This is a genomic window from Rathayibacter sp. Leaf296 (genome assembly GCF_001423045.1).
Taxonomy (GTDB): domain Bacteria; phylum Actinomycetota; class Actinomycetes; order Actinomycetales; family Microbacteriaceae; genus Rathayibacter; species Rathayibacter caricis.
Map to the genome: position 1 here is coordinate 1,094,138 of NZ_LMNR01000001.1, position 15,854 is coordinate 1,109,991.

Sequence of the window (15,854 nt, forward strand, 5' to 3'; positions counted from 1 at the left end):
CGTCGCCGTTCACCACGAGTCGGATCGCCGGGTGGGCGAGCCGAGCGTGCCGCAGCGCCGCGACGACCCAGACCATCTGCACGAGCCCGACCTTCATGTCGTAGGTGCCGGGCCCGCTCAGCCGGTCGCCGTCGACCGCGAAGGGCCAGGCCCGGGTCGTGCCGAGCGGCCAGACCGTGTCGTAGTGGCCGAGCAGCGCCACGAACGGCCGCGACCCACGCGGGCCCCGGCCCGGCGCGCTGCCCGGGAAGGTCCAGCTCGAGGCGCGCGGAGCGTCCTGCTCGCGCTGGTGCTCGATCTCGGCGGCGTGGCCGAGGCGCTCGCCGACCCAGTGCACGAGGTAGGCGTGCAGCTCGCCGAGGGCCTCGAGCGAGTCGCTCGGGCTCTCGATCATCACGAGGTGGCGGACGTCGGCGAGGATCTGCTCGCGGTTCTCGCGCAGGAACACGCGCACGCGGGCCGCATCGGCGGCGTCGGGGAAGGTCACCGTACCCGGAGTACCAGAGTGCGGCCGTCGGCGCGAACCGGGGCGTGGATGAACCGGACGGGCCGCCGTTACGTTGGACGGGTCAGAGGTGGTGCATGTCCGAGGAACAGGCCGAGCTGCTGCGTGCACTGCACGACGAGCACTCGGCGGCGCTGTGGAGGTTCGTCCTCCGGCTCACCGGCGACCGCCAGATGGCGGAGGACGTGGTGCAGGAGGCGCTGCTGCGCGCGTGGAAGAACCCCGCGATCCTCGCCCAGGGCGAGGCCGCAGCGCGCTCCTGGCTCTACACCGTCGCCCGCAACCTCGTCATCGACGACCGTCGCAGCGCCCGCTACGCGCGCGAGATCGGCACCGACGAGGTGCCGGAGCGACCGTCCGCCGACCGCACCGACCAGGTGCTCGACGCGTGGCTGCTCTCGGACGCGCTCAGCGGCATCAGCCTCGAGCACCGCACGGTGATCGTGCACGCGTACTACGGCGGCCGGTCCGTCGCCGAGATCGCCGACCTGCTGGGCATCGCGCCCGGCACCGTGAAATCGCGGATGCATTACGGCATGCGGGCGCTCAAGCTCGCACTGCAGGAGAGAGGAGTGACCGAGCTGTGAGCACCGATCCGCGTGACGACGCACCCGAGGGCGACGCCTTCCGGGACTGGGACGCCGCCTACCTGCTCGGATCGCTGTCGAGTGCCGACCGCCGTGCCTACGAGCAGCACCTGCGGCTCTGCCCCGCGTGCCGGGAGGGGCTCGGCGAGTTCGTCCCGCTGCCCGGTCTCCTCGCGCACCTGCCGGCCGAGGAGGCGCTGCGTCTGCTCGAGACCCCTCGGGAGCAACCCGCCGAGACCGCGCCGCCCGCGCTCCTGTCCCGGCTGGCCGCCGCCACCGACTCCGTCCGCCGCCGCACGCGCGTACGGGTAGCGGGCCTCGTGCTCGCCGCCGCCGGAGTCTCGGCCGCCGCCGCGATCGCGCTGCCGATGGTCGTCGGCGAGACCGCCGCGACCGTCGACACCACGGGCTACACGGTCTCGCTCGCGAGCGAACCCGGAGTGCCGGTGCAGGCGACCGTCGAGTTCGTCGCCGAGGACTGGGGCACGCGGATCGACATGGACTGCAGCTGGGGCGAGAGCGCCGAGGGGTCCTCGCCCGGCGCGCGGTCGGTCGGCTACGTGATGTACGTGACCGACACCTCGGGCGGCTCCGAGCCGATCGGATCGTGGACGAGCACCCCCGGCAGCTCGATGCACCCGACCCTCGCGACCGGCCTGCCGCTCGCCGACATCGCGTCGGTCGAGGTGCGCCTGCAGGAGTCCGGAGCGGTCGTCCTCACCGGCGCTCCCTGACCGCCCCGGATCGACCACGCCGTCGGATTCCCAGGTGAAGGGCTCGAGCACTGAGTAGCTTCTCAGTCATGACGATCGCGACCCTCGCCCTCGCCCCTGCCTCCGCGGGCTCCTCCACCTCCTCCGACAGCATCGACCAGCTCTCCGGGCTCGTCGGCGTCGCTGCTCGGGTGATCGCTGCGCTCGGCGAGGTGGGCGTCGGGCTGCTGACGCTCATCGAGACGGTGTTCCCGCCGATCCCGAGCGAGCTGGTGCTGCCGCTGGCGGGCTTCCTCGCCCAGCAGGGCCGGATGAACCTCGTGCTCGTCGTGATCACCGCAACCCTCGGCGCGTACCTGGGCGGGCTCGTCCTCTATTGGCTCGGCTACCGGATCGGCACCGAGCGCTCGATCCGCCTGCTCTCGAAGCTGCCGCTGGTCGACCGCGAGGACTTCGAGAAGGCGGTCGGCTGGTTCCGCCGGCACGGCACCTGGGCGGTGCTGTTCGGTCGGCTGATCCCGGGCGTGCGCAGTCTGATCTCGCTCCCGGCGGGGGCCGAGCGGATGAACCTCCTCCTGTTCTCGGCGCTCACGATCCTGGGCTCGGGCGTCTGGAACGGCCTGCTGATCGGCCTGGGGGCTGCACTCGGCACGCAGTACGAGCTCGTCGACCAGTACGCGGGGGTGCTCGACGCGATCATCTACGGCGCGATCGGCGTCCTGGTGCTGCTGCTCGTCGTCCGCAGCATCCGCCGTCACCGCGCGGCGGGATCGTCGCCGAAGCACTGAGCTCGGGTCGGCGCACTGCTGCTGCAGAGGTCCGCGTCGGCGGATCGGGAATAGACCGCGCCTCTCTTCGTTGATACCCCCCGGGGGTATTGGAAGGAGAAGCGCATGACGCACGAGACGGGTGCAGCGGTCAGGCACGAGCATGACCGGGGAGACGAGGCTCGGAGCCCCGCCGGGCACGGACAGCAGGACCACCGAGGACACGAGGCGCACGCCGGACACGGAGAGCACGGCCACTCCGGCCACGTCGCGATGTTCCGCCGCCTCTTCTGGTCGATGCTGGTCCTCGCCGTGCCCACGGTGCTGCTGAGCCCGATGTTCGCCGACCTCGTCGGCTACCGGCTCCCCTCCGCCTCCTGGATCGCGTGGATCCCGCCCGTGCTCGGCACGGTGCTCTTCGTCCTCGGCGGCCGCCCGTTCCTCACGGGCGCGCTCGACGAGGTCCGCTCCCGCGCCCCGGGAATGATGCTGCTGATCGCCCTCGCGATCACCGTCGCCTTCGTGTCGTCGCTCGGCGCGAGCACAGGACTGTTGCCGCACGGCCTCGACTTCTGGTGGGAGCTCGCGCTCCTGATCGTGATCATGCTGCTGGGCCACTGGATCGAGATGCGCTCGCTCGCGCAGGCGTCCAGCGCCCTCGACTCGCTCGCCGCTCTCCTGCCCGACGAGGCCGAGCGCGAGACGCCCGACGGCGTCGAGCGGGTCCGGCCCGAGGACCTCGCGGTCGGCGACGTCGTCCTCGTGCGGCCCGGAGCCCGCGTCCCGGCCGACGGGGAGATCCTCGAGGGCTCCGCCGAGATCGACGAGTCGGTGCTGACGGGGGAGTCGCGCACCGTCGCACGCACGGTCGGCGACCGCCTCGTCGCGGGCAGCGTCGCGACCGACGCCCGGCTGCGCCTCCGCGTCGACGCGACCGGCGACGACACCGCGCTCGCCGGCATCCGCCGCCTGGTCGCGCAGGCCCAGTCGTCCTCGTCGCGCGCGCAGAGGCTCGCCGACCGCTTCGCCGCGCTGCTCTTCTGGTTCGCGCTCGGCGCCGCCGTCGTCACCGCCGCGGTCTGGCTCGCACTCGGGAGGCCCGACACGGCTCTCGTGCGCACCGTCAGCGTCCTCGTGATCGCGTGCCCGCACGCTCTTGGCCTCGCGATCCCGCTCGTCGTGTCGATCGCGACCGAGAAGGCCGCCCGCGCCGGCATCCTGGTGACCGACCGTGCCGCACTCGAGGCGATGCGCACCGTCGACACCGTGCTCTTCGACAAGACGGGCACCCTGACCCTGGGGCGTCCCGAGGTCGTCGACGTGCTCGGCGCCCCGGAGTCGCTCGCCCTCGCCGCCGCCGTCGAGCGCGAGAGCGAGCACCCGCTGGCCGCGGCGATCGTCCGCGCGGCGGGCGGGTCGCAGCGGCGCGCCGAGGGCTTCCTCACGCGAGGGGGCATCGGAGTGGAGGCCGTCGTCGACAGCGCCCGGATCGCCGTCGGAGGCCCCGCCCTCCTCCGCGAGCGTGGCCTCACGCCGCTCGCCGAGAGCGCTGGAGCGTCGGACCGCGGCGCGACCGTGCTGCACGTCCTGCGCGAGGACGCGGTCCTCGGCGCCCTCGTGCTCGAGGACGCGGTGCGCCCGGAGTCCGCGGAGGCGGTGGCGGCGCTGCGCCGCGAGGGCGTGCGGGTGGCTCTGGTCACCGGCGACGCCGAGCCCGTCGCCCGACGGGTGGCAGCCGAGCTCGGCATCGACGAGGTGGCCGCCGGTGTCCTGCCCGGCGGCAAGAACGACGTCGTCGCGCGGCTGCGGGCCGAGGGCCGGCGCGTCGCGATGGTCGGGGACGGCGTGAACGACGCTCCCGCGCTCGCCGGAGCCGACGTCGGCATCGCGATCGGCGCGGGGACGGACGTGGCGATCGCCTCGGCCGGTCTGGTCCTCGCCTCCGACGACCCGCGGGGAGTGGTGCGGATCCTCACGCTCTCGCGTGCCTCCGCGGCGAAGATGCGGCAGAACCTCGCCTGGGGCGCCGGCTACAACCTGGCGGGCGTGCCGCTGGCGGCGGGTGTGCTCGCTCCGATCGGCTTCGTGCTGCCGATGGAGGTCGGCGCCCTGCTGATGAGCGCGAGCACCGTGATCGTCGCGCTCAACGCGCAGCTGCTGCGCCGATTGCGCCTCTGACAGGCGGGCGCAAGGCGGTGCGCGTCCCGTCCGACGTGGCCTAGCGTTCGAAGAGCCCACTCCCGATGCGAAGGAACGCCATGTCCGAGAACGCCGCTCCCGCCCTGTCCCGCACCGCCGTCGAGCGGAGCTGGATCATCGGCGTCTCGCTGATCGCGATCGTGCTCGGAGTGATCGCCGTGCTCATCCCGGGGCCGACCCTGCTGACGGTCGCGATCGTCTTCGGCATCCACCTGATCGCAGCCGGCGTCTTCCGCCTCCTCCTCGCCTTCACCGCCTCCCGGCTCGAGGCGCGCGTGCGCTGGCTCGCGGGCCTGCTCGGCGCGCTCATCCTCGTGACCGGCATCCTGTGCCTCTCGAACCCGTTCGAGTCCCTTACGGTGCTGGGCCTCGTGATCGGCCTCGGCTGGATCCTCGACGGCGTCTCGAGCATCACGAGCGGCCGCACCGTGTCCGGCCCGGCCTGGCTGCCGATCGCGGCGGGGATCGCCTCGGTGATCGCCGGGATCCTGACGATCATCATGCCCGTGCTCGCGCTGACGTCCTTCGTCACGGTCGTCGCGATCCTGCTCATCGTCGTCGGCGTCTCGGGGCTGCTGCTGCTCCCCGGCCGCACGAAGACGCCGGAGGAGGCGCGCTGACGCTCCCACCCGCCCTCGACGACCTGGGCGAGCGGATCTGCGTGATCGGCCCGTCCACCAGCGGGAAGTCGACCCTGGCCGCGGCGATCGGGCACTCCCGCGGCCTGCCCGTGGTGCACCTCGACCAGTACCGCCACCGGCCGGGGACGGCCTGGGTCGAGTGCCCCGACGACGAGTTCGCGGCCCTGCACGGCGACGCCGTCCGTTGCGAGCGCTGGGTCATCGAGGGGAACTACTCGCGCTGGCTGCCCGAGCGGCTCGATCGGGCGACCGGTGTCGTCCTGCTCGACGCGACGACGCCGACGAGCGTGCTCCGATACCTCCGCCGCACGTGGAGTCCGGTCGATCGGATCGGAGGGCTGGAGGGCACGCGCGACCGCGTGAGCCTCGCGATGCTGCGCTTCCTCCTCGGTCCGGCGCGCGCCGGCCGGCTCCGGCTGTTCCGCGCGTTCGAGTCCGTCGACGCGCCGAAGCTGCTGCTGCCCGACCGCCGGGCCCTCGAGCGCTTCCGCCGCGAGAACGGGCTGCCGGAGTACGCTCCCGCGACGCGGGGCGCCGTCAGAACAGGACGCCGTCGCTGACGAGCATGGTCGCGGGGATCGCGAAGGCGAACCACGACAGGGGAGCCAGCACCCAGTTGGCGAGGATCGCGCCCCGACCCGGTGCGTGGGCTCGCACCGCCTCCACCTCGGCCAGCGCGACCCGAGGCGAGTAGAGCAGGCGGGCGTTCGCCGCGATCGAGATCACCGCTCCGACGACCAGCGGACCGCCCAGCAGGAGGAAGGCCCCCTCGGCGGTCGCCACCCAGAGCGCGGCCCAGACGAGCCAGAGAACGAGCAGCCAGACGGCGACCGCGAAGGTGATCCGCTGAGCGGGGCTCCGGCCGGTCGCGAAGAGGTCGTCGGCCTGCTCGTCGATCGGTCGGCGGAGCACGCGGATCCGCAGGGCGGCGGAGACGAGGAGCGCCAGGACCGCGTAGGGCAGCCCGCCGACGACGAGGATCTGCACGGGGACGAACAGCAGCTGGGAGATCGCGACCACACTCAGGGTCCCGGCGATCGCCATCGTGATCGGCACCACCAGCAGGGCCGAGAGGGGGAACGCGGGCGGCGCCTGCCGCAGCGGCCACTCATCGGAGGATCGCGGCTCGGTCATCGCCTCACCCTACTGAGGAGGGGTGTCCGCCCGGTGCTGTGGCACCCTGTGCCGGTGAGCTCCGACGACCCCGACCTCGTGCCCGAGCTGCTGGTCGGGGATCTCGAGCGCAGCCTGGCCTTCTGGTGCGGCCCCTGCGGCTTCTCCGTCCGCTACTCCCGCCCCGAGGAGGGGTTCGCCTACCTCGTCCGCGGCGGGTCCCACGTCATGCTCGACCGCATCGGCGCGGGGCGTGACTGGATCACGCGCGCGCTCGAGCGTCCACTCGGTCGGGGCCTGAATCTCCAGATCCGAGTCGACGATGCGGATGCCGTGGCCGTGGCGCTCCGGGAGGCGGGCGTCGCGCTCTTCCTCGAGCCCGAGACGCGCTGGTACCGGACGGGGGAGCGGGAGGCGGGCGTCCGCCAGGTGCTGGTCCTGGACCCGGACGGCTACCTCCTCCGATTCCAGTCCTCGCTCGGATCCCGGCCTGCTCCGGCTTGAACGCGCCCCGCACGACCAGCCTCTCGGATCGCGACATCATGCTCGAGGACGATGTCGCGGTACCGCCGCGGCTGCTGTGATCGGTGGATGCCCGACCCCACCCTCACCGGCCTCGTCAGCACCCTCTCGACCGGGACTCCTCCGAGCGACACCCCACCGGCGCCCGCGCGCCGCGGCGTCGTCCGCCCGGCCGACCTCGTCGCCGCTCTGACGGGCGTGGCCCTGGGCTTCTTCTCCCTCTTCGTCCACGCCCTCGCCGAGTGGCAGTACCTCGGCGCGTCGGTCGAGAGCGTCAGCGCGCTCGGCTGGCTCACCCCGGCGATCGCGGGAGCGCTGTGCCTCGTCGTCGCGGCCGTGCCGGTGGTCGTCCGCTCCGTCCGTCGACGCCGCACGGGGGCCTCGTCGTGAGCCGGCTGCCCGCCGGTCCCGCCGTGCGGCTCGCGGAGGAGCTCCTCGCCCGCGCAGGATGCGCCGACTCCGCCCGTCCCTGGGTCCTGCGCACCCGCTCCGGCGGGCACCGGTCGATCGACTTCGCCGCGCTCGAGCGGCACGTGCACGAGCTCGACCTGTCCGAGGAGGCCGTCGCCCGCGTCGCGCTCTCGCTGGCGACCGGGCTCCCGATCGACCTGCGCGCCGCCCTCGGCTACCTCACCCGCGATCACGCCGAGCTCGTGATGACGGTCGTCGCGTGCGTCGGTGGGCACGATCGCACGGCCAGTCGCGTGCGCGTCTCCGCCGATCGCCGGAGCGTCGAGACCGTCCCGCCGCTCGGCTCCTGGGCGCCCTGAGACGGTTCCCGCTCGACCCGCCGCCCCCGTCCGGGCGTCCTCCGCGTCGCTACAGGCTTTCGCATGTACCCGGTTTAGGGTGTCCGTGTGCAACGTGTCGACGATTTCCCAGGAGCCGGACCGGTGGCGACCTCACCCGAATCCGGTGACCCGCGGGAGGCGTCCGCTCTCCAGCTCTCCTCCACCACCACGTCCCCCGGACAGGTGACCAGTGGTGAGGCGGGCTACCGCAGCGGCAACGTCGCGGATCCGGTGTGGCAGTCGTGGCGTGACGAGCTGGCGAAGGTGGGCGGCCCGTCTCCGCTCCTGCACTTCGTCGACTCGCCCCGGACGCGGATCGAGCTGTCGACCACCCATCCGGGCGGCCTCCCTCCCTTCATCTCCGGCAAGACGACCCTCCTCTCCTCGCTCATCCGCGACGAGCTCGCCCTGCGGACCGCGAAGAACGCGGCCGCGGCGATCACCGACAAGGGCATCGAGCTGCGCTCGGTCCGCGGCATCGAGGGCGTCCACCTCGCGATCGGGCTGGCGCAGTGGCGCGCGGGCGAGACCGAGTTCACCGCTCCCGTCCTGCTGCGTCCGCTCGCGATCCGCCGCTACGGCCGCGACTTCGAGCTCAAGCTCAAGGGACAGCCGTTCTTCAACCCGCAGCTCGCGCGCGCCCTCAAGCAGCAGTTCGGGATCACCGTCGATCCTGAGCAGTTCGTCGAACTCGCCGTGCAGAGCGGCGTCTTCAAGCCGCAGCCGGTCATCGACCAGCTCCGCGGGCTGACGTCGCACCTGCCCTGGTTCGCCGTGCACCCCCGCCTCGTGGTCTCGAGCTTCGCCGATGTGGCGGGCGACATGCTCCGCGACGCCCGGATGCTCGAGCACCCGGTGCTGGACGCGGTCGCGGGCAACCCGGCCGCCAAGCGCTCGCTCCAGCAGTCGCAGAAGGTCGCCTCGATCATCCCGCAGGACGAGCGCCCGCCGGCGACCGACAACCTCCTGCTCGACGCCGACGCCGAGCAGGAGCAGGTCATCGCGAACATCGCGGCCGGCAACTCCCTCGTCGTCAAGACCCTGCCGGGCACCGGCGGCACCCAGACGATCGTCAACGCGATCGGCGCCCTCGCCGCGCAGCACAAGCGGGTGCTCGTGGTGGGCGCCCGCCGCTCGAGCCTCGACAGCATCCACCAGCGGCTGGTCTCGGCCGGCCTGGGCGGCATCGCCGTGGGCCCGCGCACGCTGCGTCGCGACCTCATCCAGTCGATCGGCCGCAACGAGAAGGCCGCGCGCCCCTCCGTCAGCGAGATCGACGACGCCCTGCTGCGCCTGCGGAAGGTGCTCCTCGACTACCGCGGCGCCCTCTCGCGCCGCGACGACAGCTTCGGTGTCTCGGCGCTGCAGGCCCTCGAGGAGCTCGCGCGCCTGTCGCAGCTGCGCACCCCTCCGTCGACCACCGCGCGCCTCGAGCGCCGTGCCGTGACCGCTCTGGCGCACAGCCGCCCCGAGGCCACCCGAATGCTGATCGAGTCGGCCCGGCTGGGGGAGTTCCGCTACGGTCCGGGCGACTCGCCGTGGTACGGCGCGCACTTCGATTCGACGAGTGAGGCGGAGGCGGCGCACGAGCTCGCCAAGCGCCTGCACCTGCGCGATCTGCCGCGACTGCTCGACCGCGCCCAGGACGTCATCGGCCAGACCCGGATGCGCCCGTTCGAGTCGGTCGCCGAGCTCGGCATCTACCTGCGCCTGCTCCAGGACGTCCGGGAGACCCTCGACAAGTTCCAGCCGGCCGTCTTCGACCGGTCGATCCAGGACCTCATCGTGGCGACCTCGCCGCGTCGGGACGCCGCCGAGATGTCCTCGACGAACCGCCGCCGCCTGAAGAAGCTCGCCCGCGAGTACATGCGGCCCGGCGCGCACGTCACCGATCTCAACGCCTCGCTGCGCCGCGTGCAGCAGCAGCGCACCCTCTGGCAGCGCTACGCCGTCGCCGGCACGGTGCCCGAGGTCCCGGTCGGAGTCGCCGACGTGCAGGTCGCGTACCAGCAGGTCGCCGACGACCTGGGCCGGCTCGACGAGCCGCTCGGCCGTCGCGGCACCAACGTCCAGCTCGCCTCGCTCCCGCTGGCCGAGCTCGCCTCGATGGTCTCCGGGCTCGCCGAGGACAGCGAGGTCCTGGCCAACCTGCAGGAGCGCACCACGCTGCTCTCGACGCTGCGCGAGTGGGGCCTGGATCCGCTGCTCGCCGACCTCTCGCGCCGCCACGTGCCCGCTGAGCTCGTCGCCATCGAGCTCGACCTCGCCTGGTGGCGGTCGGCCCTCGAGATCATGCTGACCGACGAGCGTGCGCTGCTCGGCGGCAACACCTCCGTTCTCGACCGCCTCGAGGCCGACTTCAAGCTCGTCGACGAGGCGCACGCCGCCTCCAGCGCCGAGCTGCTGGCCTGGAAGCTGTCCGAGACCTGGAAGATCGGCCTCGTCGACTGGCCGCAGGAGCGCGACGCGCTGCGGGCCCTGCTGCGCACCGAGGCGGCGACGACTCCGCAGGAGCTGCAGAAGGCGGCTCCGCACCTGTCGCGCGTGCTCGCTCCGGCGTGGCTCGTGTCGCCCTACGAGGTGCACCGCATCGGCACCGAGACCACGTTCGACACGGTCTTCCTCGTCGACGCCGGTGCCACGACCCTCGCCGAGAACGTCGGAGCGATCCGCCGCGCGAAGCAGGTCGTCGCGTTCGGCGACCCGGTGACGCAGACGCCCACTCCGTTCGGCCTGCGCGTCGACGAGTCGGTCGAGTTCGGCAGCACCGCGACCCGGACCGATGTCGAGGCCCTGCACGCGCAGTCGGCGCTCGCGCGCCTGGGCGAGCTGCTCAACACGGTCACGCTGACCCGGAGCTACCGGGCCGGCGGCGAGGACCTCGCCGAGCTGGTCAACCGCCGCTTCTACGGCGGCCGGATCGACTCCCTGCCCTGGGCCGGATCCTTCCTCGGCCACGACTCGCTCCGCTTCCACTACATCGCGAGCGGTCACGGCATGCCCGAGAACGACTCCGGAGCGGTCGAGTCCGTCGACGCCGAGGTCGCGAAGGTCGTCGAGCTGGTCCTCGAGCACGCGGTCATCCGCCCGCGCGAGTCGCTCATGGTGATCACCGCGAGCCCGCGTCACGCCGTGCGCGTGCAGCAGGCCGTGCTCACCGCGTTCGCGAAGCGCACCGATCTGAACGACTTCATCCTCGGCGACCGGCCCGAGCCGTTCACCGTCGTGACCCTCGAGCAGTCCGTCGCGCAGAGCCGCGACCGCGTCATCTTCTCGATCGGCTACGGCCGCACTCCGCACGGACGGCTGCTGTCGAACTTCGGCGCGCTGGCAGAGGCGGGCGGCGAGCGGCTGCTCGCGGTCGGCATGACCCGGGCCCGTCGCTCGATGGACATCGTCTCGTGCTTCCGGCCCGGCGACATCGACGAGTCGCGCATGCGGCACGGCATGGTGGCGCTCGCGCAGGTGCTGCAGGAGGCGGAGGACCGCGTCCAGCCGAGCGACCGCGACGACTACTCCGAGCCGATGCTGGTCGACCTGGCCGCGCGCCTCGAGCGCCGCGGTCTGCGCGTGAACATCGGGCACAAGGGCAAGCTGGCCCTGGTGGCCGCTCATGGGACGCGGGCCGTCGTGGTCGAGACCGACCGCGACGTCAGCACGCAGAGCCTCCGGGTCTCGCTGCGGCTGCGTCCCGAGCTGCTGCGCCGTCTCGGCTGGCACTACCTGCGCGTGCACAACTTCGAGCTGTTCGCCGACCCCGAGGCCGTGGCCGCACGGGTCGCGGGGCTGATCGGGGGTCCGGCCGACGAGGCTCCCGCACCCGAGCCCGAGACGCCGACTCCCGCGGTCGTCGCGACGGCGGCGCCGGCGCCCGTGTCGAGCGAGACCCAGCCGATCGAGATCCAGCCGCGCGACGACGCGTGACCGAGGACTCGCCGACCGCCGCACCCGCCGGAGCCGATCGCCCGCTCCGGCGCTCGCGCGGCGGTCGGCGGGCGACCCTGCCCGCGAAGCCCGGCACGGACCCGTCGCCGCACGATGCGCCCGTCCCCGACCCGGAGGCACCGCCTCTCCGCCCCGACACCGGCCCGAACGACTCCCGCCTCCGCCAGGACGTCCCGCCCCACTACTGAGCCGCGCGGCGACGTCCTGCGCCTCTGCTGATCGAGCTGAGCCTGGGAAGCGGCCGCTCCCTGCTGATCGAGTAGCCCGCGCAGCGGGCGTATCGAGATCCGCATCACCTGAGGGCGGGTGGTCTCGATGCGCCGCCTGCGGCATCTACTCGACCAGCAGGGGAGGGGATGCCGCCCCTGCTGACGACCACTCGGCCACCACGGTGCAACGCGGAGTCGTCCGGAGGGCGACCTCCGCAGGGTGCAGGTGCCGTCCGAAACGCGTGCGAGCGTTTCGAACGCACCGTCCGCACAACGCTCTGCGGAACGCGCCCACCTCGGGAAGCCGACCGCGGTTCTTCCTCGCCGCCGGCGAGGAAGAACAGAACAGTTCAGTCGACGTGCTTGCCCGAGTTGGCGGTCGTGGCGGTCCCGCCGTTGGCGAGCAGGTCGCGGATGTCGGCGAGGAGCTCGAGCTCGGTCGGCGCCTTGTCCTCGGCGGCGGGAGCGTCGTCCATCTTCTTCTTGAAGGCCGCGTTCTTGAGGTGGTTGATCGGCAGGACGAACGCGAAGTACAGCACGAACGCGACGATCACGAACTGGATGAGGGCCGAGAGGACCGAACCCCACGCCAGGACCGACGCGTCCTGGCCGTTACCGGCGGGGCGGATCTGCCAGACCAGCGAGTCGAGCGACGACGCGTCGAAGATCACTCCGATGAGCGGGTTGAAGATGCCGGTGACGATCGCGTTGACGATGGTGGTGAACGCTGCGCCGATGACCACGGCGACAGCCAGGTCGATGACGTTGCCGCGGAGGATGAACTCCTTGAAGCCGTTGATCATGGTCTGTTCCGTTTCTGCCGGCGGGCGGAGGGTCGAGCGCGGAGGGCGTGTCGCCGAGTGCGAGACGCCGAGGTCAGCTCCCGGAGGAGGACGACCCGGAGGAGGACGACCCGGAGGAGGACGACCCGGAGGAGGAGCCCGAGGACGAGGATCCCGAGGAACCCGACGACGACGAGCCTCCCGACGAGGAGCCTCCCGACGACGCCCCGCCCGTGGACGCCGGCGCCGGCGTCGAGCTCCCCGACGACGACGACGAGTCCGACCCCGACGACGACCCCTTCGCTCCGGACGAGCGCGAGTCGGTGCGGTAGAACCCGGACCCGTTGAAGGTCACACCGACCGCGCTGAAGACCTTGCGCAGCGCGCCCTGGCAGCTGGGGCACTCCGTCAGCGTGTCGTCCGTGAACTTCTGCTGGATGTCGAAGGCGTTGCCGCACTGCGTGCAGCGGTAGGAGTAGGTGGGCACTGGTGCTCCTGAAGCGAAGGGGACATGAGGAGGAGGGGAGAAGGAGGAGTGCGCTCAACGCGCGATGTCGAGGACGCCCGAGGGCGTCACGACGCCGTCGACGGCCTGGTCGTGCACCTCGCTGGGCACGTGGTCGACGAGCTCGCTGTCGAAGACGACCGCGTAGACCGGCGGGCACTTCTCCATCGAGCCGAGGGTCTTGTCGAAGTAGCCGCGACCCCAGCCCATCCGCATGCCCGTCCGGTCGACGGAGGCGGCCGGGACGATGATCAGGTCGACGTCGTTGATCGCGATCGGTCCGAGGAGGGCGCCGACCGGCTCCGGCATGCCGAACAGGCCCTGCGTCTCGGTGTGCCCGTCGCCGACGGCCCAGTCGAGCAGCCCGTCCTGGCGCGAGATCGGGAAGAGGACCCGGATGCCGTGGCTCTCGGCCCAGCCGAGGAACGGGCGGGTGCTCGGCTCGTCGGGCGCCGACAGGTAGCACGCGATCGACCCGGCACCGTGACGGGTGACCAGGTCGATGAGGTGCTCCGTGATGCGGGCGGTGGCCTGCTCGCGAGCGGTGGTCGTCTGCGTGCGTCGGCGCTCGCGCAGCTCGGCGCGCAGCGCCCGCTTCTCGTGAGTGGTGTCGGCTGGCATGCGCTCAGTCTAGATCGGGGGTGACCGGCGGGATCGGCGGCGGTGCAGCGCGACGAGTGCCGCTCATCCGGGGGTGACCCAGAACAGGGGCCGACTGCTCGCTCCGGGCTCTCCGCGAAACATCCGCGACCATCGCCGCCGCTATAGTGACGCCCCATGGGCACTCGTATCCGCAAAGCCGTCATCCCTGCCGCCGGTCTCGGCACCCGCTTCCTGCCGGCGACCAAGGCCATCCCCAAGGAGATGCTGCCGGTCGTCGACAAGCCGGCGATCCAGTACGTGGTGGAGGAGGCGGCGGACGCCGGACTCCAGGACGTCCTGGTCATCATCGGGCGCAACAAGAACGCGCTCGCCAACCACTTCGACTCGGTCCCCGAGCTCGAGCTCAACCTCAGCAAGAAGGCCGACGACGCCAAGCTGGCGCACGTCAAGTACGCGAGCGACCTGGCCGACGTGCACTTCGTCCGCCAGGGCGAGCCGAAGGGACTCGGCCACGCCGTCTCCCGCGCGCAGCGCCACGTGGGTGACGAGCCCTTCGCCGTCCTCCTGGGCGACGACCTCATCGACGCCCGCGACCCCCTCCTGACCCGCATGATCGACGTCGCCGAGCAGCGCGACACGACCGTCGTGGCACTGCTCGAGGTCGATCCCGACCAGATCCACCTGTACGGCTGCGCCGCGGTCGAGGCCACCGACGAGGACGACGTGGTGCGCATCACCGGTCTCGTCGAGAAGCCCTCGAAGGAGGACGCGCCCTCCAACCTCGCGATCATCGGCCGCTACGTCCTCAAGCCGGACGTGTTCGGCGTGCTCGAGCACACGCAGCCCGGCAAGGGCGGCGAGATCCAGCTGACCGACGCGCTCGAGCGCATGGCGCAGGACCCGGCCGAGTTCGGCGGCGTCTACGGCGTCGTGTTCCGCGGACGCCGCTACGACACGGGCGACAAGCTCGACTACATCAAGGCCATCGTGCAGCTCGCGTCCGACCGCGCCGACCTGGGCGAGGACCTCAAGCCGTGGCTGAAGGACTTCGTCAGCACGCTCTGACGACGAGGTCGCGCCTCGCGCAGCACTGACAGGATCCCCTGCTCCGGCGGGGGATCCCGTGCGTGCGGGCCGGATCCGCGGGCCCGGTGAGCCGTCCGACCGCTCCGGTCCACCCCTCTTCGCCCCTCCGATCGCGCAGTACAGTCGGGACATGCCGCTGCCAGTCCCGACGCTCTCCGAGGGTCGAGTCACGATCCGCCCGATCCGGGTCCGCGACGCCCGCCCCCTCGAGCGCGAGCTGGTCGCCAACCGGGCGTGGCTGCGGCAGTGGGAGGCGTCCGATCCCCGTGGCGGCGCCGCGTTCGACGTGCGCGCGAGCATCCGCTCGCTGCAGCAGAACGCCCGCGCCGGGGGAGGCGTTCCGTTCCTCATCGAGTGGGACGGCGAGCTCGCCGGGCAGCTGAACATCTCGAACATCGGCTACGGCTCGCTCTCGTCGGGATCGATCGGCTACTGGGTGGCCGAGCGGTTCGCCGGCCGCAGCATCACTCCGATCGCCGTCGCCCTCGCGACCGACCACGCGTTCCTCGATCTGGGTCTGCACCGGATGGAGATCTGCATCCGGCCCGAGAACCGCCCGAGCCTGCGCGTGGTCGAGAAGCTCGGCTACCGCTACGAGGGTCTCCGGCGCCGGTTCATCCACATCAACGGCGACTGGCGCGACCACTTCTGCTTCGCCCTCGTGGCGGAGGAGGTGCCGCGCGGCGTCCTGCGCCGCTACCTCGACGGCCAGGTGCCGCACGACGTGGGCACTCCGAGCGAGGCGGACCAGCGCGCGTCGCACCGTTCTGGTCTCTCCGGACCGCCGGACGGCGCGGGGATCCCCCGGACGGGGAGCCGCCTTCTCGGCGATCCGCGCGGACACACCTACCCGTAATGACGGACGGGACACCCTCCGACTCCTAGC

The 15,854-nt window shown here is 72.3% G+C and carries 18 protein-coding genes and 1 pseudogene; 14 read left to right on the top strand and 5 right to left on the bottom strand.

The window, feature by feature from the left end; translation table 11 throughout:
* The coding region (locus tag ASF46_RS05070) for a M20/M25/M40 family metallo-hydrolase (protein WP_162240161.1) at positions 1-487 on the bottom strand (487 nt) is incomplete at its 3' end.
* Positions 488-582: 95 nt separating this feature from the next.
* Here ASF46_RS05070 and ASF46_RS05075 point away from each other — a divergent pair.
* The 6 genes from ASF46_RS05075 to ASF46_RS05100 all read left to right on the top strand — a co-directional run bounded on the left by ASF46_RS05075 (position 583) and on the right by ASF46_RS05100 (position 5,972).
* Positions 583-1,092 (top strand): sigma-70 family RNA polymerase sigma factor, encoded by a 510-nt coding sequence (locus ASF46_RS05075; protein ID WP_056866644.1) that lies wholly within the window; start codon positions 583-585, stop codon positions 1,090-1,092.
* The gene (locus ASF46_RS05080; protein ID WP_056866645.1) at positions 1,089-1,826 is read left to right on the top strand and encodes an anti-sigma factor family protein; all 738 of its coding nucleotides are present in this window, start codon (positions 1,089-1,091) and stop codon (positions 1,824-1,826) included. The genes ASF46_RS05075 and ASF46_RS05080 overlap by 4 nt, the downstream gene beginning before the upstream one ends.
* A 68-nt stretch (positions 1,827-1,894) precedes the next feature.
* The gene (locus ASF46_RS05085; protein ID WP_056866646.1) at positions 1,895-2,593 is read left to right on the top strand and encodes a DedA family protein; all 699 of its coding nucleotides are present in this window, start codon (positions 1,895-1,897) and stop codon (positions 2,591-2,593) included.
* A gap of 105 nt (positions 2,594-2,698) precedes the next feature.
* Positions 2,699-4,750 carry a copper-translocating P-type ATPase gene (locus tag ASF46_RS05090; protein WP_056866647.1) on the top strand — a complete coding sequence of 684 codons (2,052 nt, stop codon included), beginning with the start codon at positions 2,699-2,701 and terminating at the stop codon, positions 4,748-4,750.
* An 80-nt stretch (positions 4,751-4,830) separates the two neighbouring features.
* Positions 4,831-5,391, top strand: coding sequence for an HdeD family acid-resistance protein (locus ASF46_RS05095; protein ID WP_055787874.1), 561 nt, complete (start codon positions 4,831-4,833; stop codon positions 5,389-5,391).
* A gap of 41 nt (positions 5,392-5,432) precedes the next feature.
* Positions 5,433-5,972, top strand: a complete 540-nt coding sequence (locus tag ASF46_RS05100; RefSeq protein ID WP_200919663.1) for a hypothetical protein — start codon at positions 5,433-5,435, stop codon at positions 5,970-5,972.
* Here ASF46_RS05100 and ASF46_RS05105 read toward each other — a convergent pair.
* The gene (locus ASF46_RS05105) at positions 5,950-6,546 is read right to left on the bottom strand and encodes a hypothetical protein (protein ID WP_056866648.1); all 597 of its coding nucleotides are present in this window, start codon (positions 6,544-6,546) and stop codon (positions 5,950-5,952) included. The genes ASF46_RS05100 and ASF46_RS05105 overlap by 23 nt on opposite strands.
* A gap of 54 nt (positions 6,547-6,600) precedes the next feature.
* Here ASF46_RS05105 and ASF46_RS05110 point away from each other — a divergent pair, with 54 nt between their 5' ends.
* The 5 genes from ASF46_RS05110 (at position 6,601) to ASF46_RS05130 (ending at position 11,971) form a co-directional block, all read left to right on the top strand.
* Positions 6,601-7,029 carry a bleomycin resistance protein gene (locus tag ASF46_RS05110; RefSeq protein WP_056867446.1) on the top strand — a complete coding sequence of 143 codons (429 nt, stop codon included), beginning with the start codon at positions 6,601-6,603 and terminating at the stop codon, positions 7,027-7,029.
* A gap of 87 nt (positions 7,030-7,116) precedes the next feature.
* Positions 7,117-7,437, top strand: coding sequence for a hypothetical protein (locus ASF46_RS05115; RefSeq protein ID WP_056866649.1), 321 nt, complete (start codon positions 7,117-7,119; stop codon positions 7,435-7,437).
* Positions 7,434-7,817 (top strand): hypothetical protein, encoded by a 384-nt coding sequence (locus ASF46_RS05120; RefSeq protein ID WP_056866650.1) that lies wholly within the window; start codon positions 7,434-7,436, stop codon positions 7,815-7,817. The genes ASF46_RS05115 and ASF46_RS05120 overlap by 4 nt, the downstream gene beginning before the upstream one ends.
* 123 nt (positions 7,818-7,940) lie before the next feature.
* Complete coding sequence (locus ASF46_RS05125; protein ID WP_082485256.1) at positions 7,941-11,762, top strand: DEAD/DEAH box helicase; 3,822 nt, start codon at positions 7,941-7,943, stop codon at positions 11,760-11,762.
* A complete protein-coding gene (locus tag ASF46_RS05130) occupies positions 11,759-11,971 on the top strand; it encodes a hypothetical protein (protein ID WP_056866651.1) in 213 nt (70 codons plus the stop codon). Before ASF46_RS05125 ends, ASF46_RS05130 begins: the two co-directional genes overlap by 4 nt.
* Positions 11,972-12,342: 371 nt before the next feature.
* Here ASF46_RS05130 and mscL read toward each other — a convergent pair whose 3' ends face one another.
* Positions 12,343-12,795: a large conductance mechanosensitive channel protein MscL gene (mscL, locus tag ASF46_RS05135; protein WP_200919664.1), complete on the bottom strand. Its 453-nt coding sequence runs from the start codon at positions 12,793-12,795 to the stop codon at positions 12,343-12,345.
* 47 nt (positions 12,796-12,842) lie between these two features.
* Between mscL and ASF46_RS19875 the strand changes: the two genes are divergently transcribed.
* On the top strand, positions 12,843-13,106 hold the full coding sequence (locus ASF46_RS19875; RefSeq protein ID WP_056866652.1) for a hypothetical protein: 264 nt from the start codon (positions 12,843-12,845) through the stop codon (positions 13,104-13,106).
* 14 nt (positions 13,107-13,120) lie between these two features.
* Here ASF46_RS19875 and ASF46_RS19880 read toward each other — a convergent pair.
* Together ASF46_RS19880 and ASF46_RS05145 are read right to left on the bottom strand one after the other, a co-directional pair.
* A pseudogene (locus ASF46_RS19880) lies at positions 13,121-13,261 on the bottom strand (FmdB family zinc ribbon protein); the annotation flags it as partial.
* 54 nt (positions 13,262-13,315) lie between these two features.
* Entirely contained in the window at positions 13,316-13,900 is a 585-nt protein-coding gene (locus tag ASF46_RS05145) for a 5-formyltetrahydrofolate cyclo-ligase (protein WP_056866653.1), read from the bottom strand.
* A 156-nt stretch (positions 13,901-14,056) separates the two neighbouring features.
* Here ASF46_RS05145 and galU point away from each other — a divergent pair, with 156 nt between their 5' ends.
* Entirely contained in the window at positions 14,057-14,947 is an 891-nt protein-coding gene (gene galU, locus ASF46_RS05150) for a UTP--glucose-1-phosphate uridylyltransferase GalU (protein WP_056866654.1), read from the top strand.
* Between the two features lie 151 nt (positions 14,948-15,098).
* Complete coding sequence (locus ASF46_RS05155) at positions 15,099-15,824, top strand: GNAT family N-acetyltransferase (RefSeq protein WP_082485390.1); 726 nt, start codon at positions 15,099-15,101, stop codon at positions 15,822-15,824.
* The last annotated feature ends 30 nt before the right edge of the window (positions 15,825-15,854 follow it).